Origin of the sequence: Glycomyces albidus (assembly GCF_009451885.1) — a bacterium.
Lineage (GTDB): Bacteria > Actinomycetota > Actinomycetes > Mycobacteriales > Micromonosporaceae > Glycomyces > Glycomyces albidus.
In genome coordinates this window covers 220,292-242,684 of the sequence record NZ_WIAO01000003.1, presented here as the reverse complement: position 1 = coordinate 242,684, position 22,393 = coordinate 220,292, and the positions used below count along the sequence as shown (strand labels likewise).

The window sequence follows — 22,393 nt, the reverse complement described above, 5'->3', positions numbered from 1 at the left end:
TGGGCGGGTGGGGCGCCGCTGGGTGGCGGGCTCCGGGCTCGGGCGCGGGTCGCACCCGGGAAAACCTAGCACTGGGGTGCGACTCCGGGCATCTGTGAATCGACTGGGAACCGGGGGCCGCGGTGCGGCGTCGAACCGGCATGAGCGGACATGTGATGCGACGGGGGTGGGTGGCGGTGGCGGCGGTGCTCGCCCTCGCGGCCTGCGGTGACGGCGGCGCGGACGAAGCCGGCGGCGCGAGCGGGGCCTCGGACGGCGCGGTGACGGCGGTGGCCGAGGACGCGGTGGTCTACCAGGGTGGGCTGACGGTGCTGCAGAAGGCGGACGCGGACGTGCCGGAGCTGTGCGGGATGGCGACGGCGTCGATCCCGCCTATATGCGGGGGCATTCCGGTGTCGGGCTGGGACTGGGAGTCGGTGGAGCACGAGACGCTGCACGGGGTCCGGTGGGGCGATTACATCGTGACGGGTGTGTTCGACGGGGAGTCGCTGGTGCTCACCGAAGACCCGGTGTCGAAGGCGGAGGTCGACATGGCGGACTATCCGCATCTGCTGCCCGAGGAGCCGGAGTTCCCCGAGCCGGCGGAGGTGCTGCCGGTGGAGGAGCTGGAGGCGTTGGCGAACGAGGTCACGGCGGCGTTCCCGGGGCTCTTGTACTGGGCTCGGGTCGACGAGGCGCACAGCGTGGTGCTGATACACGCGCTGCTGGCGACGCCGGAGTTGGAGGCGTATGCGGCGGAGCGGTTCCCTGAGGGCGCGGTGCTGATCACCTCGGCCCTGGTTCCGATCGGGTAGTCGGCGGGGGTCGGCGTCGGCTCGATGTCGGCGATCGGCGGCCCCGGGTCGGGTTGGGGCCCTGGTTTCGGGGCGCGGGCGGCACCCCTAGGATAGAAAGCGGTATCTATGCGAGTGGTCCGGCATGTGCGACGCCGGACCGGGCCCGATCGGCCCGCCGGAACGATGGCGGACAATGGTCGGGCCCCTCCCGTCGAACCGAGACGAGGCGGTCGCGCTCTTGCGCGGCAGCTCGACGGGAGGGCTGGCAGTCCGGTGGACCGGCGCCCCAGGGCGGGCCGATCCGCCGCCGCGGCGCGGCGGCGGGCGGACCCGGCCGAGCGGCGCCGCCGCCGGGCGGATCGCTGAACGGAAAGGGAACCCTGGCTCATGAGCCGAACCGATTTCTCCTATGTGGAAAGCGTTAGCCCCGGCAGCGGGCGACGCGATCCGCGAGCGGCGCTGGCCTCCGACGCCGCCGCACTCCACCTCGACCGCGACTGGCGATTCCGGCTGGGCGCCGGACTCCACGACACCACCGACGGCTTCGAGGACCCCGCCTTCGACGACGACGCCTGGGACTGGGTCAACGTCCCGTCGATGTGGCAGATGCACGACCTCGACGGCGACGCCCCGTACGGGAAGCCGCAGTACACGAACGTCGTGTACCCCTTCCCGGTCGACCCGCCCCGGGTGCCGGATGCGAACCCCACCGGCGAGTACCGGCGGACGTTCACCCTCCCGGCCGACTGGCCCGCCGGCGGCCGCACCGTCCTCCGCTTCGAAGGGGTCGACTCCTGCTTCGCGGTGTGGGTCAACGGGGTGCGCCTGGGCGACGGGAAGGGCTCGCGCCTGCCCACCGAGTTCGACGCCACCGAGCACCTCGAGCCCGGCGAGAACCTGCTCGCCGTCCGCGTCCACCAGTGGTCCTCCGCGTCCTACCTCGAAGACCAGGACATGTGGTGGCTCTCGGGCATCTTCCGGCCCGTCACGCTCCTGCACCGTCCTGAAGGCGGCATCGAGGACGTGTTCGCCCACGCCGACTACGACCACCGGACCGGCCGCGGCACCCTCACGGTCGACGCCCCCGAAGGCGCCCGCGTCACCGTGCCCGAGCTCGGCATCGACATCGCCGCAGGCGAGACCGCGAGCGCCCCGGTCGAGCCGTGGACCGCCGAGACCCCGCGCCTGTACGACGCCGTCGTCGCCACCGCGAGCGAGCGCGTGAACTTGCGGATCGGATTCCGGACCGTCACGGTCGAAGGCGGCGTCCTCAAGGTCAACGGCAAGCGGACCCTCCTACGAGGCGTCAACCGCCACGAATGGGACCCCGACACCGGCCGGACGCTGTCGGTCGAGGCGATGCGCCTCGACGTCGAACTCATGAAGCGGCACAACGTCAACGCCGTCCGCACCAGCCACTACCCGCCCGACCGGCGCTTCCTGGACCTGTGCGACGAGCTCGGCCTGTGGGTCATCGACGAATGCGACCTCGAAACCCACGGATTCGTCTTCTACGAGTGGCGCGACAACCCCAGCGACGTCCCCATGTGGCGCGAGGCGTACCTCGACCGGATGCGCCGCACCGTGGAGCGCGACAAGAACCATCCGAGCATCATCATGTGGTCCCTCGGCAACGAGAGCCACACCGGCCAGAACCTCGCGGCCATGTCCGCGTGGGCCAAAGATCGCGACCCCGGCCGGCCAGTCCACTACGAAGGCGACTGGGACTCCGGCTACGTCGACGTGTACTCGCGCATGTACGCCGACCACGCCGAGACCGACCGCATCGGCCACCGCACCGAGGAGTCCACCAAGGACCCCGCGCTCGACACCCACCGGCGGAACCTCCCGTTCATCCTCTGCGAGTACGCGCACGCCATGGGCAACGGCCCCGGCGGCATGAGCGAGTACCAGCGCCTGTTCGAGCAGCACGAGCGCTGCCAGGGCGGGTTCGTCTGGGAGTGGATCGACCACGGCGTCCGCCGGCACACCGACGGCCGCGAATGGTTCGCCTACGGCGGCGACTTCGGCGAACCCGTCCACGACGGCAACTTCGTCGTCGACGGCCTCGTCTTCCCCGACCGCGAACCCTCCCCCGGCCTCCTCGAGTTCAAGAAGGTCGTCGAACCGGTCCGCATCGGCGTCGACGCCGGCTCCCGCCGCATCACCGTCGAGAACCTCCGCGACTTCGCCGACACCGGCGACCTCGAGTTCGCGTGGGCCGTCGAGGACGACGGCGACACCGAGCACGAAGGGCGCCTCGACCTCCCCGCGATCGACCCCGGCAACGCCGCGATCGTGCCGTTCCCGCCCGCCGTCGCCGAACTCGGCGAACCGAAGGGCGAGCGCTGGCTCACCGTCCGCGCCGTCCTCGCCAAGGACGAGCCGTGGGCCGAGGCCGGGCACGAGATCGCCTGGGGCCAAGGACGGCTGGCCGCAGCCGTCGCCGCTCCCGCCCCGGCCGGCGCTGCGGCCGCCGAGGCCGCGGACTCGGGCTACCGGCTCGGGAACGCCACATTCGACGCGCTCGGCCGCCTGACCGCCATCGGCGGCCTCGAACTCGACGGGCCGCGCCTGGACCTGTGGCGGGCCCCGACGGACAACGACCTGCGGTCGTGGAACGCGCCCCTGGCCGACAAGTGGAAGGACATGTCCGCGGCCCTGCACCGCCTCGAGCACAAGGTCCTCGGGATCGACGCCGCGGGCGACGGCCTCACCGTCGCCACCCGCGTCGCCGCGGCCGGCGCCGAGATCGGCATGGGCGCGGTCTACCGGTGGCGGTTCGCCGACGGCCGGCTCTGGCTCACCGTCGAGGTGAACCCCGAAGGCGAGTGGGACTTCCCGCTGCCCCGCCTGGGCGTGCGCGCCGCGGTCCCGAAGGACCTCGACGCCGTGTCGTGGTTCGGCGGCGGCCCCGGCGAGGCGTACGCCGACACGCGCGAGGCCGCCCGCATCGGCCGGTTCACGTCCACTGTGCTCGACCTCCAGACCCCGTACGTGTTCCCGCAGGAGAACGGCTCGCGCATCGACGTGCGCTGGGCGAGCCTCTCGGGCGGCGGCCGGACACTGCGGTTCCTGGGGGCCCCGCACTTCGCGTTCACGGTGCGGCCGTGGACGAGCGAGGACCTGGAGGCCGCCAGGCACCGCAGCGACCTGGTCGAACGCGACCGCCTGTACATCAACCTCGACGCGGGACTCCAGGGCATGGGCTCGGCCGCATGCGGACCCGGCGTGCTCCCCGAGCACCGCCTGCTGCCGCGCGCGACCGCGTTCACGCTGGGATTCGAAACGAGCGAGTGAGGTCGGGGCCGCCGGGGCGACGGGTTCGCGCGCATCGGGTGTCCACGGTGTGAACTACCCTGAGTGCGGACCCGTCGCATCCCAACCGGTGAGAGAAGGACCCCTGTGCCCAAGAAGTCGAATGCCGAGGTCGGCAAGCGCCCGACGATCCGGGACGTGGCCGCCCGCGCCGGCGTCTCGGTGCCGACGGTCTCGCGGGTCCTCGCCGGGAACTACCCGGTGGCGCCCGCGACCCGCTCGAAGGTGCTGCGCGCCATGCGCGAACTCGACTACGTGGTGAACGCTCACGCCCGGGCGCTGGCGGGCGCGACGACGAAGACCGTCGCGTTCGTCGTGGACGACGTGACGGGGCCCTTCTACGCGTACATCGCGCGCGGCGTCGAGCAGCAGGCGGCCTCCGAAGGGCGGCTGTGCCTGCTGTGCACCACGCACGGCGACCCCGAGCGGGAACTCGCCGTCGTGGAACTCATGCGGGAGCAGCACGCCGAGGCCGTCATCGTCGTCGGCGGCGGATGGGACAACGAGCACTACCAGGAGCGGATGCGGTACTTCGCGACCGCGCTGGACCGGTCCGGTTCGCGGCTGGTGCTGTGCGGGCGGCCCTCCCCCGGCGACGACGTGCCGGCCACGGTCGTCCACTACGACAACGAGGGCGGGGCATACGCGATGACCTCGCACCTGCTGTCGGCCGGGCACCGCCGGATCTGCTACATGGGGTTCGGCGAGGGCTTGACGACCACGGACGAGCGCATCCGCGGGTTCAAGCGGGCGCACGCCGACCACGGCGTCGAGGTCGACGAGTCGCTCATCCTGCCGGGCAGCTTCAGCAAGGCCAGCGGCCACGAGCTCACCCGCAGGCTGCTCGCCGAACGCGACGACGTCACCGCGGTCTTCGCCGCGACCGACATGGTCGCGGCGGGCGTGCTGAAGGCGCTGCGCGAAGCGGGCGTGAGCGTCCCCGAGGACATGTCGGTCGTCGGGTTCGACGACATCCCGCTCGCCTCGGACCTGACGCCCGCACTGACCACGGTCCACGTGCCGCACGAGCAGCTCGGCCGCGAGGCCGTCCGGCTGGCCCTGCACCGGGGCCCGGAGCTGGACGACCGGGTCGTCCTCGGGACGCACATCGTGGTCCGCGAGACGGTGGCCCCGCCGCGGCGCCGCTGACGGCACGGGCGGAACGTACGAGGGGCCGCGATACAGGGCCCGCGGGAACGGGCACACGAGGGGCCGGGACGATCACGTCCCGGCCCCTTGCCGTCTCCGTCAGCGGCGTTCTTCCCCGCCGCGGCCGGTCATGCGCTCTTTGGCGTCGTGGAGCTTGTCACTGCCCTCTTCCTTGAGGTCGTGCCACTTCTCCTTCGCCTTGCCCTTGAGCTCATCACCGCGACCCTCGTTCTCGAGCGTCTCGTTGTCGGTGGCGTCGCCCCACTGCTCCTTGGCGCGACCCTTCATCTGCTCGCCCTTGTCCTTGGCCTTGTCGAAAGCACCCATGGTTTCCGAACCTCCTTTGGTGCGCGTCGACCGGGGGTTACCCCTTCAGCGGCGGTTCATGCACGGCCCTCACGCCGTGGGCGTGACATAGGTGCTCTGACCTGCGAGTTCAGTCGGATCGTCGGGGTAGGGCAAGGGCACGACCGGGACCCATTTGCCGCCCGGGTTGCCCGACCGGTCGCTGGAGAAGCTCAGCGTGCCCGTCGCGCCGCGCACCACCTGCTCGCTGTTGAGCAGCAGCAGGTGCTCGCGCACGTCCTCGCGCGGCGGCGCCTCGGCCTCGCCCTGGTTCGTGATCCGGACCGCGCCGATCGCCGTCGCCAGCGCGTCGTGGTAGGTCACCGCGTAGCCGTCGGAGAGGGCGGCGGCGTCGCGGCTGACGAGGGTGCGGAAGTGCTCGTGGAAGGCCGCGAAGCCCTCCGGTGCGGGGACCGCGCCGGAGGCCCAGCCGGGGTCGGAGCCGGCCGCGTAGCGGACCTCGAGGTTGCCGTCCCGGATGTGGTCGAGGGTCTCGGTGTCGTGCTGAAGGTCGGTGCCGGTGACGCCGAAGAGGATCGCGAGGGGCTGCTCCTCGCGGCAGGCGCGGATGCTGAGGGCTTCGAGGAAGACGCGCAGGTCGGGTTCGCGTCCGGCGAAGAGGACCGTGTCGGCCTCGGCGGCGCAGATGTTGCGGACGATGGGGTCGAAGACCTCGGGTCCGCCGGTCTCGATAGAGCGGCCGGGGAACGGCTGGTCGGCGCCGTCGAGGTAGGTGCCGAGTTCGGTCTCGTAGGCGGTGCGGAGGGTGGTGGTGTAGCGGTCCTGTGTGGTGCTGTCGTAGACCAGGATCGCCGAGTCGAGGTCGCCGCGGGCGTCGAGGTGGCGGCGGAGGGCGACGGCGAAGTCGGTGTTGCTGGGGGCGGTGCGGACGAGGCCGTCGATGTGGGCGTGGTCGATGCCGTCGGCGGTGGTGACGCCGGTGACCATGGGGACGCCGAGGTCGGACAGGCGTTCGGCGGCGGCGACGGTGGCGTCGCTGCTGACGCCCTGGCCGATGACGGCGACGAGCGGGACCTCGTCGTCGAGGAGGTCTTCGATCTGGTCGACGGCGACCTCCCAGTGGGTCTGGCGGGCGCCTTCGTTGGCGAGGTAGAGCTGGATGTACGGCTGGGGGTCGCCGAGTTCGCGGGTGTGGTTGGCGCGGTGGAGGGCGACGTAGGCGCCTTCGAGGGCGCTCTGGATCTTGTCGGCGCTCATGGCGCTGTCGTCGGTGGTGGTGAGGGTGGTGAGCAGGGCGATGCGCACCAGTGGGAGGTCTTCGGCTTCCGCTTGGGCTGCGGCCCAGTCGTTCTCGGCTTTGATGTTCTCCTGGACCTCGGTGAACTGGGGCTGGAAGACGAAGCTGCCGTCGGTGACGCCGATGCACTCGCGGTCGATCATGCGGATCTGGAGATCGCCGAGGCCGCATTGGAGCCGCGGGTAGGCCCATTGGGCGCCGATGCCGAGGGCGGTCGCGGCGAGGGCGATCGTGGTCCAGAGGGCGATGCGGCGCCGGCGGCGCAGGTGCCGGCGCCACCACTTGGCGCCGGGGCTGGCGTCGATGTGGTCGTCGTCCTCCGACGCCTCGATGTCGATCATCGCGGCCGCTCCTCTCGCGGGTGGTCGTCGGGTGCGGGTTCGAGCGGTTCGCCGTCGGTGACGGCCAGGAACGGGGCGGGGTCGACTTCGGCGCGGTCGAGCCGGTCGGTGACCTCGGTGAGCCGGGCGACGAAGGACCTGCCGGCGTGGGCGTCGGCGTTGCGCAGCAGGGCGACGCAGGAGTACCACTGCTGCTTCGCGAGGCGGCCGCGGCCGTAGGCGAAGCGGAGGTCGCCGAGGAACGCGGCGATGAGGGCGCGGTCGCGTCGGCGCAGTTCGACGTCGCGGGCGGGGCCGGTGACGCGGGGGTGGGCCCAGAGGTTGAGGTTGGCGAGGTAGTCGAGGGGTTCGTCGAGGGCGCCGATGTCGCGGTGGCCGAACCATTTGTAGAAGCTGTAGAGGGTGGGGAAGCGCGCCTGGTAGAGCCCGGCGAGGAGTGCGGGGATGCCGCCGGCGCCGGGCGCGACCTGGCCGAGGACGGCGCCGCCCTCGGCGACGGCGGTGTTCGAGACCGGGTTCGGGGCGAACGTGGATTTGGCGGCCTGCTTGATCTGGCGCTGGGCGGCCCGGTGGTTCCTGAAGTTGATCGACTGCTCGATGACGGCGAGCGCGAACTCGAGGCGGCGGAACTGGAGCCGGGGGTAGGGCTCGCAGCGCTGCATGAGCTGGCGCTTGATCTCGGTGAGGAGGTCGGGGACGGGGTCTTCGGTGAACTCCTGGCAGTTGATGAGCGCGACGGGTGCGCGGCGCCTGAGCTTGTCGTGGAAGTCGCGCAGGAGGTCGGTGCGCTCGGGGAAGGCGAGGACCTTCGGCGGTGGTTCGCCGGGTTTGCGGGCGGTGAGCTGGTCGCGCAGCTCCCGGATCGCGGCGGTGGTGTCGTCGGTGGGCATAGGGGTGTCCTGTCGGGGTGGCGGACTCGGCGCGGGGATCGCACAGGCGACGCGACGCTGCGTCCTGTGAGGTGCATCCTAGTTCACTCGCGGCGGGACCGGTGACCGGTTGTTCACGGTATCGGTTCGGGGGGTTGGGTTCCGGTTCACCACCCGGTCGGTCGACCGATGGTGCGGTGGCGGTCCCGCGCGGCACAATCGCGGGGTGACCTCAGACAGCGTGCTCCAGATCCGTGAAGTGCTTCCGAGCGAATACGACGCGCTCGGCGAGCTGACCGTCCGCTCGTACGACACCGGCGGGTTCCTCATCGGCGGCCTCGAGGACGACTACGTGCCGCACCTGCGGGACGTGGCCGAACGCGCCGCGAACGCGACGGTGCTCGTCGCCGTCGACGGCGACCGGCTCCTCGGCGGCGTCACCGTCGCGTTCCCGGGCAGCCCGCTGATGGAGCTCGGCGGCGAGGGCGACGCCGAGATCCGGATGCTCGCGGTCGACCCGGCCGCGCACGGGCGCGGCGCCGGTTCGGCGCTCGCCGCCGCGTGCGTCGAGCGGGCCCGCGCGGAGCCGGGGACCAAGCGGATCGTGCTGTGCTCGCAGGAGACCATGACGACCGCGCACCGGATCTACCGGCGGCTCGGGTTCGAGCGCGAGCCGGCGCTGGACTGGGAGCCGCTGCCCGGCGTGCGGCTGCAGGCGTTCGCCTTGGCGCTGTAGCGGACCGACCGCTACAGGAAGGCGCCGTAGATGCGCTTGTAGTCGGCCAGCGCGTGGTCGACTTCGGCGCTGCCGAGCCCGTAGCGGGCGAGGTCGTAGCGGTGGTCGCGGGGGCGTGAGGCGAGCGCGGACTCGAGGGCGGCGCGCTCGTCCGGTCCCCATCGGAGGCCGAGGCGCTCGAAGAGCGCCGGGACCTGGTGGCGCGCTTCGCCGGTGAGGTGCCGGTAGGGCACGTCGACGACGGTGTAGGCGGGGAGCCGGGAGCGTTCGGTGCGGGCGCGGTCGACGCCGGTGGCCAGCAGCCCCAGCCACATGCGGCCGATGTCCTTCGGGTCGGCCTCGGTGGTGTTGAGGGCCATGGCGGTCTCGGTCATCGAGCACAGGGAGGCGAGTGCGACGGCCGGGTCGCGGTGGGTCCACACGACCTGGGCGTCCGGGAAGGTCTTCATGAGGGCGCCGAGGTTCCACAGGTGCGCGGGGGCGCGCAGGACCCAGCGGCGGCGGGCGGCGCCGTGCTGGAGGACCTGGAGCGTCTCCTTGAGGTAGCGGTAGTCGGGGGTGTAGTCGCGGTCGAGCATCCACTGGACGTAGCCGGGCGGGTGGACGCGGACGAGGTGCCCGATGCCGTGCGGGAGGACCCACACGCACGAGTCGGGCCGGTCGGGGTGCATGTCGTAGATGCCGCTGAAGCTGGGGATGGCCCGCTGCACGGCCTCGACGGCGCGTTCGGCGCGGCGGCGGCGGTCCTCGTCGGGGGTGCCCGGGAGGCCGGGGTGCATCAGCTCGTGGAGCAGGGGCGCGCGGTGGCCGGCGGGGGCGGCGAGGAGGCGCTGGAGGACGGCGGTGCCGGTGCGGGGGACGCCGGTGACGATGATCGGCCGGTCGATCCGCTCGTCGGCGATCTCGGGGTTGAGGGCGTGGAGTTTGCGGATGCGCAGGCGGTTCTCGAGGCGGTCGGTGATCTCCTGGACGGCGCCGATCCAGCCGAGCGGGGTGAGCCCGGGGGTGTCGGCGTAGGAGCGCAGGAGGAAGCGCAGGTCTTCGACGAAGTGTTCTTCGCCGTGGGCGGTGGATCCGGTGCGGCCCTCGGCTTCGCGGACGGCCCGCTCGATGAGGCGGTCGACCTTCTTGCGCCGGCCGGCGATGGCGGGGGTGAAGACCGTGTTGACGGCCCTGAGCCAGGGCGCGACGCGCTCCATGGTGACTCCTTATGTGCCACTTGCACTGTGCCGCTGAGGAAATGAGGTGAGCCTACAGCCGGTTCCGGCTGCAGGCTCACCTCGGGGACCTGTCTGTGCAGTTTGTTACTGCGACTGGGCGGGTTCGAGCGGGATCGCGGTCGCGAGCTGCGGGATGAGTTCGGCGACGAAGCGGGCGGTCAAGTGGTTGGAGTCGCGGTAGACCAGGAGGTTGCCGACGACGACCGGGCAGGTGCCCTGCTCGACGTCGCAGAGCCACGGGATCGGGTCGACCACTTCGGCGCCGGCGTCGGCGACCGCCTCGATGGTCGCCTCGCGCCGTTCGGGATCGATGACGGACTCGTCGAGGTCGCCGACGCAGACGCTGGCGTTCTGGGGGTTGCTGCCGAGGCAGTCGGGGACGTTGTTGCCGACGTCGGGAGAGTCGGCGAGGTAGTAGACCTCGGCGCCGGTGTCCTGGAGGCGTTCGACCGACGCGACCCAGCCGTCCGTCCACGCCTGGGCGGGGTCGTCGGCGATGATCTCCTTCTCGTCGAGCGCGGTCGCGACGACCACGTCGGGCTCGACCTCCTCGAGCAGGTCGAAGACGCCGTCCTTCCACTCGGGGCACTCGGTGTACTCGCGCTCGAGGACCGGGTCGTACGTGTCGACCTCGGGGACCGAGCAGTTCGACTTGGTCATGACCAGCAGCCGCCAGCCCGACGCCTCGGCGACCTGGTTGAGCGCCGGGAACCACTGGGCGGCATGGGAGTCGCCGAACAGGACGACGGTCTTCTCGCCGTCGGGGTCGCCGTACCAGCAGTCCTCGTTCACGTTCGGGTCGTCGCGGTCGACCTGGCAGCCGTCCTCGTACAGCGCCGGCGTGTCCAAGGTGGCGTCCTCGATGGACGGGGTGAGGTTCACCGGGACGGTGTCGACGTCGGAGGAGTCGTCGAGGAGCTCCCACACGGTCGAGTCGTTGCCGGTGATCTCGGCGGCCTCCTCGTTGGAGGCGACCGGCATCGGCTGGAGCGAGGCCAGGATCGACAGGGCCAGCGCGGCGGTGATGAGCCCGCCGCCCATGGCGAGCGCCCGCGAGGGCACCTGGACGAGCGAGCGGCGGGTGCGGATCGGGTTCTCCACCAAATGGAACGTGACGACGGCGAGGATGAACGCGGCGGCCATGAGCAGCAGGTAGTGGCGCAGGCGCGGCTCGCCGAGGCCGAGGATCGCGGGGCCGATCATGATCAGCGGCCAGTGCCACAGGTACAGGCCGTAGGAGATCTTCCCGACGTACTGGGCCGGTGCGATGCCGAGGAGGGCGGTGGCGCCGAAGCGGTGCGGGGCGCAGCCGGCGGCGATGACGAGCGCGGTGCCGGCGACGGGGAGGGCCGCGGCGGTGCCGGGGAAGGTGGTGCGCTCGTCGATGAGGAGCACGGAGGCGACGACGAGGCCGAGGCCGGCCCACGAGAGCGGCGCGGCGGCCCAGGCCGGGAGCCGGCGCAGGCGGTCCGCGGCCACGGCGACGCCCGCGCCGGCGGCGAGTTCCCATGCGCGCGTGTGGATGCCGAAGTAGGACCAGACGGGGTCGGGGTCGGACCGCGTGGCGCTGAGGTAGAGCGAGCCGGCGCCGACGGCGATCAGGACGATCGCGACGAGGGCGGTGCGGCGCCGGCGCAGGTGGCCGGCGTTCGCGAAGCGCCCGCCCCAGATGCGGCGGGCGAGGAGGGCGACCGCGAGCAGCAGCAGCGGCCAGACGATGTAGAACTGCTCCTCGACCGCGAGGGACCAGAAGTGCTGGAGCGGTGAGGGGGCGGCGTCGGCGTTGAGGTAGTCGGTGCCTTCGCGGGCGAGGCGGATGTTGACGACGTTGAGCGCGGCGGCCGCGGCGTCGGTGGCGATGTCGGGCAGGCGGGTGCGCGGCAGCCACATCCAGGCCGCCGCGAGCGTCGCGGCGAGGACGATGGCGGCGGCGGGCAGCAGGCGCACGGCGCGGCGGGCGTAGAAGCCGGCGATCGAGATCCGGCCGGTCCGGTCCATCTCGCGCAGCAGCAGGGAGGTGATGAGGAAGCCGGAGATGACGAAGAAGACGTCGACGCCGGTGAAACCGCCCGCTGCGTAAGGGAAGCCGATGTGCGCCGCGATGACGGCGCCGACGGCCAGGGCCCTGAGGCCCTCGATGTCCGGTCTCCAGTGGCTGGGGCGCGCACTGGGGGTCTTCGCTCGCGCGGCCGGTGGGTCGGCCGCTTCCTGTATGGGGGCTCCGCCCGAGGGCGTCGCCGTTGGCTCCGCGTTGGTCAGACGCATCTATTCGGTCTCCGCAATGTGCTCCGGGCAGGGACTCGCCGGTCGGGCAAGACCGGCGCGGACGATGGGGGTCGGTACCGGGGACGAACGCCGACCATAACATTCACCTATTACCAGGACCGACCCCCTTGAAACCGGTGAAATCGGTCTCAAGGGGGTCGGTCACTGTCGGTGAAGGGCGTCCTGATCTGCGGGACGCCGCGACCGGGCCGCCACGGGACGGGGTCGCTTCAAGACCGGGCCGCTACGGGACCCCGCCGCTACGGAACGCCGGGGGATTCGGGGGTCTGCCGCAGCAGGCCCTCCTGGGTCGCGGAGGCGATGTGCACGCCCGAGGCGTCGAAGAACCGGCCCTGGGCCAGGCCGCGGCCGTCGGCCGCGGTCGGGGAGACCGAGTCGTAGAGGATCCAGTCGTCGAACCGGAACGGCCGGTGGAACCACAGCGCGTGGTCCAGGCTCGTCCCGAGGTAGCCGCCGGGGCCCCACACCGCGCCGTGGCGGGACAGGACCGAGTCCAGCAGCGTCAGGTCGGAGGCGTACGTCAGGACGCAGATGTGGATGAGCGGGTCGTCCGGGAGGACCCCGTCGGCCTTCATCCACACCCGCTGCCGCTCCAGGGCCGGGCGCTCGCCGGAGGCGGAGAAGCCCGAGCCGCCGATGTACCGCACGTCGATCGGCCGGGGCACGCGCGCCCACATGCCGAGCCGGTCCGGGTGCGACTTGAGCTGCTCGCTCAGGGGCGGGATCGACTCGGGGTCCGGCAGGTCGTCCGGGGCCGGGTCGGTGTGCTCCAGGCCCGGCTCGCCGGTGTGGAACGACGCCGACATGAAGAAGATCATCTGCCCGCCCTGGAGGGCGACCGTGCGGCGCACCGAGAAGGAGCGGCCGTCGCGGATGTTCTCGACCTGGTAGATGATCGGCTTGGTGGAGTCGCCCGGGCGCACGAAGTAGCCGTGCAGCGAGTGGACCCGGCGGTCGGCCGGGACGGTGCGCCCGGCCGCGACCAGGGCCTGGCCGGCGACCTGGCCGCCGAAGACCCGCTGGAGGCCGACCTCGGCGCGCGGCCCGCGGAACAGGCCGGTGTCGATGCGCTCCAGGTCCAGGACGCCGAGGAGCGAGTCCACGGCGTCCTGTCCCACGAGGACCTCGACCATCTACGAGCCGATCTGGTGGACCCGGACCGTGTTGGTCGAACCCGGCGTGCCCGCCGGGGTGCCCGCCACGATGACGACGAGGTCGCCGGGAGCGGCCAGGTGGTGCTCCTGCAGGGTCTTGTCGACGAGCTGGAACATCTGGTCGGTGTGGTCGACGTGCTCGACCAGGTACGAGTCGGTGCCCCACGAGAGGGCCATCTGGTTGCGGACCGACTCGATCGGGGTCAGGCCGTAGATCGGGCGGTCCGGCTTGAGGCGGGCCAGGCGCTTGACGGTGTCACCGGTCTGGGTGAACGCGACGAGGGCCTTCGCGCCGATCGCGTCGGCGATCTCCGCCGCCGCGTGGGTGACCGCGCCGGACTTCGTCTTCGGGTCGTGGAGCAGCTCGCGCAGGCCGATGGGGCCGCACTCGGTGGTCTCCACGATCTTCGCCATGGTCCGGACGGTGCCGATCGGGTACTTGCCGACCGAGGTCTCGCCGGAGAGCATCACGGCGTCGGTGCCGTCGAGGACCGCGTTGGCGACGTCGGAGACCTCGGCGCGGGTCGGGCGCGCGTTCTCGATCATCGAGTCGAGCATCTGGGTGGCGACGATGACCGGCTTCGCGTTCTCGCGGCAGAGGCGCACGATCTCCTTCTGCACGATCGGGACCTCGTCGAGGGGCATCTCGACGCCCAGGTCGCCGCGGGCGACCATGACGCCGTCGAAGGCCAGGACGATCTCCTCGAGGCGCGCGACGGCCTCGGGCTTCTCGACCTTCGCGATGATCGGGCGGCGCACGCCGACCTCGTCCATGACCTTGTGGCCCAGGCGCACGTCGTCGGGGGTGCGCACGAACGACATCGCGATGAGGTCCACGCCGAGGTTCAGGGCGAACTTCATGTCCGAGATGTCCTTCTCGGACAGCGCCGGGACGGAGATCGCCACGTTCGGCAGGGACAGGCCCTTGTTGTTCGAGACCGGGCCGCCCTCGACGACCAGGCACTCCACGTCGGTGTCGTCGGCGCCGAGCACTTCGAGCGCCAGCTTGCCGTCGTCGACCAGGAGGCGGTCGCCCTTGGAGACCTCGCCCGGCAGCTTCTTGTACGTGCAGGAGACGCGGTCGTGGGTGCCCTCGACGTCGTCGGAGGTGATCTTGATCCGGTCGCCGGCGTTCCACTGCTCCGAGCCGTTGGCGAAGGTGCCGAGGCGGATCTTGGGGCCCTGCATGTCGGCGAGGATCGCGACGGGCTTCCCGGCGGCCGCGGCGGCCTCGCGCACCATCTGGTACACGGCCTCGTGGTCGGCTTGGGCGCCGTGGGAGAAGTTCATGCGGGCGACGTTCATACCAGCGTCGATCAGGCCGGCCATGCGCTCGGGCGTGGCGGTCGCAGGCCCGATGGTGCAGACGATTTTAGCTCTACGAGTCACCCTGCGATGTTATATCGGACGCTCACTCGCACTCACGGGGTCACCGCAGTTGAGAGCTGGAATTCACCGCACCGGAAATGCAAAAAGAGCGTAGGCGGAATTGAGCGCAGTGCGTCCGGGGCACGCGCGCCCCAACGCATTTACTGCGCTCAATTCCGCCTATTGCATTTATGCCGCGAGCGGCTGTGCGGACGCGGTGACGGGCGCCGGAAGCGCCGTCTGGCCGCCGAGGTAGCGGTGCGCCGCGGCGGCCGCGGCGCGGCCCTCGGCGATCGCCCACACGATGAGCGAGGCGCCCCGGTGGGCGTCCCCCGCGACGAACACGCCGGGCGCGTCCGTCTGCCAGTCCTCGCCGCAGTCGATCACGTTGCGCCGCGTCCGTTCGATGCCGAGCTGCCGCAGCAGCGGCTGGTCCTCGGTCCCGGCGAAGCCGATCGCCAGCAGGACCAGGTCCGCGGGGACGACCCGCTCGGTGCCCGGCACCGGGATCACGTCGCGGCGGCCCTGGGACTTGTCGACCCGGACCTCGGACAGGCGCATCTGGCGGACGTGCCCGTGCTGGTCGCCGATGAACTCGGCCGCGGCCGAACCGTAGTCGCGCTCCCCGCCCTCTTCGTGGGCCGGGTAGTTGCGGACGATGACCGGCCAGGTCGGCCACGGGTCCTTCTCGGCATCCCGGTCGGCCGGCGGCATCGGGTACAGGTCGAGCTGGCGGACCGAGGCCGCGCCCTGCCGGTGGGCCACGCCCAGGCAGTCCGCGCCGGTGTCGCCGCCGCCGATGATGACCACGTGCTTGCCCTTGGCGTCGATCGGCGCGAACGGGGCCTTGCCCGCCACCACCTGGTTGGCGCCCACCAGGTGCTCCATCGCCTGGTGGATCCCCGCGAGCTCGCGGCCGGGCTGGTCGGTCTCGCGGCCCTCGAGCGCGCCCACGGCCAGCACCACCGCGTCGTGGCGCTCGCGCAGATCGGCGGCGCTCAAGTCGACGCCGACGTTCACGTCGCACAGGAACTCGACGCCCTCGGCCTCCATCTGGGCCACGCGGCGGTCGATGTGGTGCTTCTCCAGCTTGAAGTCCGGGATGCCGTAGCGCAGGAGCCCGCCGGGGGCGTCGTCGCGCTCGTACACCGTCACCGAATGGCCCGCGCGGGCGAGCTGCTGGGCCGCGGCCAGGCCGGCCGGGCCGGAGCCGACGACCGCCACCGACTTGCCGGTCGCGAACGCGGCCGGGCGCGGCTCGACGTTGCCGTCGTCGAAGGCCCGGTCGATGATCTCGACCTCGATGTTCTTGATCGTCACCGGGTCGTCCCCGATGCCGAGCACGCACGCGGCCTCGCACGGCGCCGGGCACAGCCGCCCGGTGAACTCCGGGAAGTTGTTCGTCGCGTGCAGCTGCTCGATCGCCGCGCCCCACCGGTCGGTGCGGGCCAGGTCGTTCCACTCGGGAATCCGGTTCCCGAGGGGGCACCCGTTGTGGCAGAACGGGATGCCGCAGTCCATGCAGCGCGACGCCTGAGCCTTCACCAGCTCGTTCGTCGTGCGGGTGTACACCTCGCGGTTGTCGAGGATGCGCACCGGGATCGGGCGCTTCTTCGGCACCTCGCGCTGGTGCTCGAGGAATCCGCTGGGGTCAGGCATTGGCGGCCTCCGTCTGGGCTTGCTGGAGGGCGAGAACGGCCTTGTACTCGCGGGGGATGACCTTCGTGAAGCCGCTGGCGGCCTTGGGCCAGTTGCCGAGCAGCTCGGCCGCGACCGCCGAGCCGGTCGCCCGGCCGTGGCGCAGCAGCAGCGAGTGGACCAGGTCGATGTCGGAGGCCGACAGCGGGTCCAGGTCCGCGAGCGCGGTGTTGGTGCGGGACTCGTCCAGGCGCCACACGTAGGCGACGCCGCCGGACATGCCGGCCGCGAAGTTGCGGCCGGTCGGCCCGAGGACGAGGACGGTGCCGCCGGTCATGTACTCGCAGCCGTGGTCGCCCACGCCTTCGACGACCGCGACGGCGCCGGAGTTGCGGACGGCGAAGCGCTCGCCGACCTTCCCGCGGATGTACGCCTCGCCGGAGGTCGCCCCGTACAGGAGCGTGTTCCCGGCGATCACGTTGTCCTCGGCCGCGAACGGGGCCCCGGCGTCGGGCGTGAGCACCAGGCGCCCGCCCGAGAGGCCCTTGCCGACGTAGTCGTTGGCGTCGCCGACGAGCTTGAACGTCGCGCCCCGGGTGAGGAACGCGCCGAACGACTGGCCGGCGGTGCCGCGGAAGGTGATCTTGATCGAGTCGTCGGCCAGGCCCTCGCGGTGCGCGCGGGAGACGGCCGCGCCCAGGAGCGCGCCGACGGACCGGTCGGTGTTGCGGATCTGGAGGTCGGCCTCGACCCGCTCGGCGTCGTCGATCGCCGGCCGGGCGAGTTCGACGAGCTTCGCGCCGAGGGTGTCGGCGACGCCGTGGTCCTGGACCGTGGCCTGGACGCGCGGGCCCGCGACCGGCGCGGCGATCACGTTCGCGAGGTCCACCCGGGCGGCCTTGCGGCCGGGGGCGGGGACCTGGCGGAGCCGCTCGACGTTGCCGATCGCCTCGTCGAGCGAGCGGTAGCCGAGCTCGGCGAGGATCTCGCGGACCTCTTCGGCGATGTAGCGGAAGAAGTTCTCGACGAACTCCGGCGAGCCGGTGTAGCGCTGGCGCAGGACCGGGTCCTGGGTGGCGACGCCGACCGGACACGTGTCGAGGTGGCAGACGCGCATCATCACGCAGCCGGCGACCACGAGCGGAGCGGTGGCGAAGCCGAAGCCCTCCGCGCCCAGGAGCGCGGCGACGACGACGTCGCGGCCGGTCTTCATGGCGCCGTCGACCTCGAGCTTGACGCGGTCCCGCAGCCCGTTGCGGACGAGCGTCTGCTGGGCCTCGGCCAGGCCGATCTCCCACGGGGTGCCCGCGTGCTTGATCGAGTTGGCCGGGGAGGCGCCGGTGCCGCCGTCGTAGCCGGAGATGAGGATCGTGTCGGCCTTGGCCTTGGAGACGCCCGCGGCGACGGTGCCGACGCCGACCTCGGAGACCAGCTTCACGTGGACCTCGGCGTCGCCGCCGCCGGCGTGCTTGAGGTCGTGGATGAGCTGGGCGAGGTCCTCGATCGAGTAGATGTCGTGGTGCGGGGGCGGGCTGATGAGCCCGACGCCCGGAGTCGCGTTGCGGGTCTTGGCGATCCACGGGTGGACCTTGTTCCCCGGGAGCTGGCCGCCTTCGCCGGGCTTGGCGCCCTGCGCCATCTTGATCTGGATGGCGTCGGCGGTGGCCAGGTACTCGGAGGTGACGCCGAAGCGGCCGGAGGCGACCTGCTTGATCGCCGAGCGGCGCTCGGGGTCGTAGAGGCGGTCGACGTCCTCGCCGCCCTCGCCGGAGTTGGAGCGGCCGCCGAGGCGGTTCATGGCGATGGCGAGGGTCTCGTGGGACTCGCTGGAGAGCGCGCCGTAGGACATCGCGCCGGTGTGGAAGCGCTTGACGATGGCCTCGACCGGTTCGACCTCCTCGAGCGGGACCGGCTCGCGGGAGTCGTCGAAGCCGAGCATGCCGCGCAGGAGCCCGGAGTCGGCGGCGATCGCGTTCACCTTGTCGGTGTAGCGCTTGAACACCTCGTACTGGCCCGAGCGGGTGGCGTGCTGGAGCAGGAACACCGTCTCGGGGTTGAACAGGTGGACCTCGCCTTCGCGGCGCCACTGGTAGTCGCCGCCCGGGGGCAGCGGCTCGCTGGCCTCGACCGGGCGCTCGTAGGCGGCGCGGTGGCGCTCGGCGACCTCCTTGGCGAGGGTCTGGAGGCCGATGCCGCCGACGAGCGAGTCGGTGCCGGTGAAGTAGCGGTCGACGAAGTCGGCGTCGAGCCCGACGGCCTCGAAGATCTGCGCGCCGGTGTAGGACGCGATCGTGGAGATGCCGATCTTCGACATGACCTTGAGCACGCCCTTGCAGAGCGCGTTGATGTAGTTCTCGACGGCCTGCTCCGGCTTCACGTCGACCACGCCCTGCGCGCACAGCTCCTCGACGGAGTCGAACGCCAGGTACGGGTTGATCGCGGCGGCGCCGTAGCCGAGGAGGACCGCGGCGTGGTGGACCTCGCGGCAGTCGCCGGTCTCGACCAGAAGCGCGACCTTCGTGCGGGTCTGCTCGCGCACGAGATGCTGGTGCACCGCGGCGGTGAGCAGGAGCGACGGGATCGGCGCCAGGTCGGCGGTGGAGTCGCGGTCGGAGAGGACGAGGATGCGCACGCCGTCCTCGATGGCCTCGGACACGTGGCGGCAGATCTCGACCAGGCGGTCCTTCATGCCGCGGGAGCCGTGGCGGGCCTTGTAGACCCCGGAGACGCGCACGGCCTTGAAGCCGGGCATGTCGCCGTCCTCGTCGATGTGAAGGATCTTCGCGAGCTCCTCGTTCGACAGGATCGGGCGGGCCAGTTCGATCTGGCGGCACGAGTGCGGGCCGGGCTCGAGGAGGTTCCCCTCGGGGCCGACGGTGGTGCCCAGCGCGGTGACGAGCTTCTCGCGGATGGCGTCCAGCGGCGGGTTGGTGACCTGCGCGAACAGCTGCGTGAAGTAGTCGAACAGGAGCTTCGGGCGCTTCGAGAGCCCGGCGATGGGCGTGTCGGAGCCCATGGAGACCAGGGGCTCCTCGCCCTTGGCGGCCATGGGGGCGAGGAACATGCGCAGCTCCTCGTCGGTGTAGCCGAAGGTGAGCTGGCGGCGGCGCACGGTCTCGGGGTCGTACGGGACGTGGCGGCGCTCGGGCAGCTCCTCGAGGCGGATGAGCCCGGCGTGGAGCCAGTCCCCGTAGGGGTGCTCCTTCGCGAGCGCGTCCTTGACCTCTTCGTCGTCGACGATGCGGCCGGCCTCGGTGTCGACCAGGAACATGCGGCCCGGCTCGAGGCGGCCCTTCTGGGCGACCTTGGCGGGGTCGATGTCGACGACGCCGGCCTCGGAGGCGAGGACGACCAGGTCGTCGGTGGTACGCCACCAGCGGGCGGGGCGCAGGCCGTTGCGGTCGAGGACCGCGCCGATCTGGACGCCGTCGGTGAAGCAGACCGCGGCCGGTCCGTCCCAGGGCTCCATGATCGAGGCGTGGTAGCGGTAGAAGTCGCGGCGCTTGGGGTCCATGGTCGCGTTGTGCTCCCACGCCTCCGGCACCATCATGAGCATCGCGTGCGGCAGGCTCCGCCCGCCCAGGTGCAGGAGCTCGACGACCTCGTCGAAGTTGAGCGAGTCCGAGCCGCCGGGCGTGTTGATCGGGAACAGGCGGCGCAGGCGGCCGGGCAGGGCCGCGGTCGCGAGCTCGGCCTGGCGGGCGGTCATCCAGTTGCGGTTGCCGCGGATCGTGTTGATCTCGCCGTTGTGGGCGACCATCCGGAACGGGTGGGCCAGCGGCCACGACGGGAACGTGTTGGTGGAGAACCGGGAGTGGACCAGGGCGATCGCGGAGGCCAGGCGCTCGTCGGCGAGCTCGGGGTAGAACTGCGGGACCTGCGCGGGCGTGAGCATGCCCTTGTACACGACGGTGCGGGCGGAGAGGCTGACGATCGCGGCGCCGTCGAGGTGGCGCTCGCGCAGTTCGCGCTCGGCCTGCTTGCGGACGCAGAACGCGAGCCGGTCGAGGTCGATCCCGGAGGCGGCGGCGTCCTCGGCGGCGAGGAAGACCTGGGAGACGCGGGGCTTGGAGGCCAGCGCTGCGGCGCCGAGACCGGACGGGTCGGTGGGCACGTCGCGCCATCCGAGGACGCGGCAGCCCTCGGCGACGGCGTACTTCTCGAGGATCGCGCGGGCGCGGAGGGTCTCGTCGTCGCCTTCGGGCGTGAAGACGAGGCCGGCGGCGTAGTGCCCGGCGGCGGGCAGCGGGAAGTCGACCGCGTCGCGGTAGAAGGCGTCCGGGATCTGCAGCATGATCCCCGCGCCGTCGCCCGAGTCGGGGTCGGGTGCGGTGGCGCCGCGGTGCTCCATGCGCACGAGCGCGGAGAGTCCGCGCTCGATGACGTCGTGGGCGGCCCGGCCTTGCATGTCCGCGACGAAGGCGACGCCGCAGGCATCGTGTTCCCAGGCGGGGCGGTAAAGACCGGGTTCGGTGTGCAGGGCAGAAACCAACCGTGGCCTCCTTCGTCGTCGAGCGCTCGCAGCAGTGTGGGGTCGCCGGAGCACAGCGGTGTTTCATACGGGACGACGTCGGCCCGAGAGAATGCAAAGTGTCAGCCGAGTGTAATGCATCGCTCATCTGGCGGACACCATCGTCCTACGATCCGAGCAGGTCGCGCCGTTTTTCTGAACGCGCGCTCAGGTCGAGCGCAACGGACGCGTAATGGTGTTGTAACAGCGGATCGGTCGGGGGCGGGCCGTGCGGGCCGGTGGATACGGGTGGTTAGAGTGATCCCATATCGCACGGTGCCCATCCCGTGCAAGCACCCCTCTCTCAGAGTACGTTCGCAAGGAGCCATTCACCAATGACCTATCCCCCGCCCCCTGGCTACGGACAGCAGCCGCAGCAGCCGGGCTACCCGCCGCAGCAGCCGGGCGGGTACGCCCCCCAGCCGCAGCAGCCCTCGCAGCCCGGTTACGGCCAGCAGCCCGGCTACCCGCCGCCCCCCGGAACGCCCGGCGGTCCGTACGGCGCCCCGCCCCCGATCCCGCCCGCCGGCGGCGGTGGCGGCGGCGGCCTGGTGTGGAAGATCGCCGTGCCCGTCCTCGCGGTCCTCATCATCGGCGCGGTGTTCGTCTTCCGCCTCGTCCAGAACGACGGCGACGCCGGGAACGCTCTCGACGACCTCACCGACTCCGACACCTCGGCTTCGGTGGCCGAAGGCGACTGTCTGATCGAGGACCTCACCACCACCACGGACACCACCGACACCGACCCGACGGCCGGCCTCACCGCCGAGTGCGAGGCCACCGAGGCGTTCTGGACGGTCAACAAGGTCGTCGACGACCCCGACCTGCGCGCCGACTCGCTCGGCGAGCTCGAGGACTACGCGGGCATCGAGACCGAGTGCGGCGCCGTCGCCCTGCGCGGCGCGTTCGGCCAGGTGTGGGAGTCGTACTTCTACGTGTACGACTGGGACGGCGGCAAGGTCGACTACCTGCTGTGCCTGACCGCCATCGAGAAGGAGAACGCCAACGGCGCGCTCCCGGTCACCCCGACCACCGGCGACTGCACCGACGGCGAGGGCTACAAGATCGACTGCTCCGCGGCCGGCGCCGTCTACATCGTCGAGGAGACCGAGGCCTACGACCCGCCGGTCGAGGAGGCGAGCTGGGACTACACCACCGCCGTCGGCGGGTGCCCGAACTCCGGGTACTACGCGACGCCGCTCATCGGCGGCGACGGGCTCGTCTGGGGCGCCTACTGCTCCAGCGACAACGTCTAACGACGCGGTACATGAGGGCCGCTCCCGCACCGCGGGGGCGGCCCTCGCCGTTTCCGGGCCCGGGATCGAAGAGCCGGTCGCCCGCAGTCGGCCGTCGCCGCATGAGGGTCCCGCGGGCGGAGATCGCCACCGGAGAGCCCCGCGGCCGGAGGCCGTCATCGGAGGGCCC

The 22,393-nt window shown here is 71.7% G+C and carries 14 protein-coding genes; 5 read left to right on the top strand and 9 right to left on the bottom strand.

The features are described from left to right. Positions 1-176 precede the first annotated feature (176 nt). The 3 genes from GFD30_RS04480 (at position 177) to GFD30_RS04470 (ending at position 5,243) form a co-directional block, all read left to right on the top strand. Positions 177-794: a hypothetical protein gene (locus GFD30_RS04480; protein WP_153024005.1), complete on the top strand. Its 618-nt coding sequence runs from the start codon at positions 177-179 to the stop codon at positions 792-794. 369 nt (positions 795-1,163) lie between these two features. Further along, on the top strand, positions 1,164-4,076 hold the full coding sequence (locus GFD30_RS04475; protein ID WP_153024004.1) for a glycoside hydrolase family 2 TIM barrel-domain containing protein: 2,913 nt from the start codon (positions 1,164-1,166) through the stop codon (positions 4,074-4,076). A gap of 105 nt (positions 4,077-4,181) precedes the next feature. Beyond that, positions 4,182-5,243 (top strand): LacI family DNA-binding transcriptional regulator, encoded by a 1,062-nt coding sequence (locus tag GFD30_RS04470; protein WP_322632934.1) that lies wholly within the window; start codon positions 4,182-4,184, stop codon positions 5,241-5,243. A gap of 99 nt (positions 5,244-5,342) precedes the next feature. Here GFD30_RS04470 and GFD30_RS04465 read toward each other — a convergent pair whose 3' ends face one another. The 3 genes from GFD30_RS04465 to GFD30_RS04455 form a co-directional block, all read right to left on the bottom strand. Then, complete coding sequence (locus GFD30_RS04465; RefSeq protein ID WP_153024003.1) at positions 5,343-5,570, bottom strand: CsbD family protein; 228 nt, start codon at positions 5,568-5,570, stop codon at positions 5,343-5,345. A 69-nt stretch (positions 5,571-5,639) separates the two neighbouring features. Continuing rightward, the gene (locus GFD30_RS04460) at positions 5,640-7,187 is read right to left on the bottom strand and encodes a type 1 periplasmic-binding domain-containing protein (protein WP_153024002.1); all 1,548 of its coding nucleotides are present in this window, start codon (positions 7,185-7,187) and stop codon (positions 5,640-5,642) included. Further along, positions 7,184-8,077 (bottom strand): hypothetical protein, encoded by an 894-nt coding sequence (locus GFD30_RS04455; protein ID WP_153024001.1) that lies wholly within the window; start codon positions 8,075-8,077, stop codon positions 7,184-7,186. The genes GFD30_RS04460 and GFD30_RS04455 overlap by 4 nt, the downstream gene beginning before the upstream one ends. A gap of 205 nt (positions 8,078-8,282) precedes the next feature. On the opposite strand from GFD30_RS04455, the gene GFD30_RS04450 reads away from it, so the two are divergent. Further along, the gene (locus GFD30_RS04450; protein ID WP_322632933.1) at positions 8,283-8,792 is read left to right on the top strand and encodes a GNAT family N-acetyltransferase; all 510 of its coding nucleotides are present in this window, start codon (positions 8,283-8,285) and stop codon (positions 8,790-8,792) included. 11 nt (positions 8,793-8,803) lie between these two features. Here GFD30_RS04450 and GFD30_RS04445 read toward each other — a convergent pair whose 3' ends face one another. The 6 genes from GFD30_RS04445 to gltB all read right to left on the bottom strand — a co-directional run bounded on the left by GFD30_RS04445 (position 8,804) and on the right by gltB (position 20,950). Continuing rightward, positions 8,804-9,991 (bottom strand): sulfotransferase family protein, encoded by a 1,188-nt coding sequence (locus GFD30_RS04445; RefSeq protein ID WP_153023999.1) that lies wholly within the window; start codon positions 9,989-9,991, stop codon positions 8,804-8,806. Between the two features lie 105 nt (positions 9,992-10,096). Beyond that, positions 10,097-12,277, bottom strand: coding sequence for an acyltransferase family protein (locus tag GFD30_RS04440; RefSeq protein ID WP_153023998.1), 2,181 nt, complete (start codon positions 12,275-12,277; stop codon positions 10,097-10,099). A gap of 260 nt (positions 12,278-12,537) precedes the next feature. Then, entirely contained in the window at positions 12,538-13,431 is an 894-nt protein-coding gene (locus GFD30_RS04435; protein WP_153023997.1) for an acyl-CoA thioesterase, read from the bottom strand. Continuing rightward, the gene (gene pyk, locus GFD30_RS04430) at positions 13,432-14,841 is read right to left on the bottom strand and encodes a pyruvate kinase (protein ID WP_322632932.1); all 1,410 of its coding nucleotides are present in this window, start codon (positions 14,839-14,841) and stop codon (positions 13,432-13,434) included. Between the two features lie 168 nt (positions 14,842-15,009). Then, positions 15,010-16,479 (bottom strand): glutamate synthase subunit beta, encoded by a 1,470-nt coding sequence (locus GFD30_RS04425; RefSeq protein ID WP_153023996.1) that lies wholly within the window; start codon positions 16,477-16,479, stop codon positions 15,010-15,012. Then, entirely contained in the window at positions 16,472-20,950 is a 4,479-nt protein-coding gene (gltB, locus tag GFD30_RS04420; protein WP_153023995.1) for a glutamate synthase large subunit, read from the bottom strand. Before gltB ends, GFD30_RS04425 begins: the two co-directional genes overlap by 8 nt. Before the next feature lie 353 nt (positions 20,951-21,303). Here gltB and GFD30_RS26150 point away from each other — a divergent pair, with 353 nt between their 5' ends. Beyond that, on the top strand, positions 21,304-22,224 hold the full coding sequence (locus GFD30_RS26150; RefSeq protein ID WP_194201844.1) for a hypothetical protein: 921 nt from the start codon (positions 21,304-21,306) through the stop codon (positions 22,222-22,224). Positions 22,225-22,393: the final 169 nt, after the last annotated feature.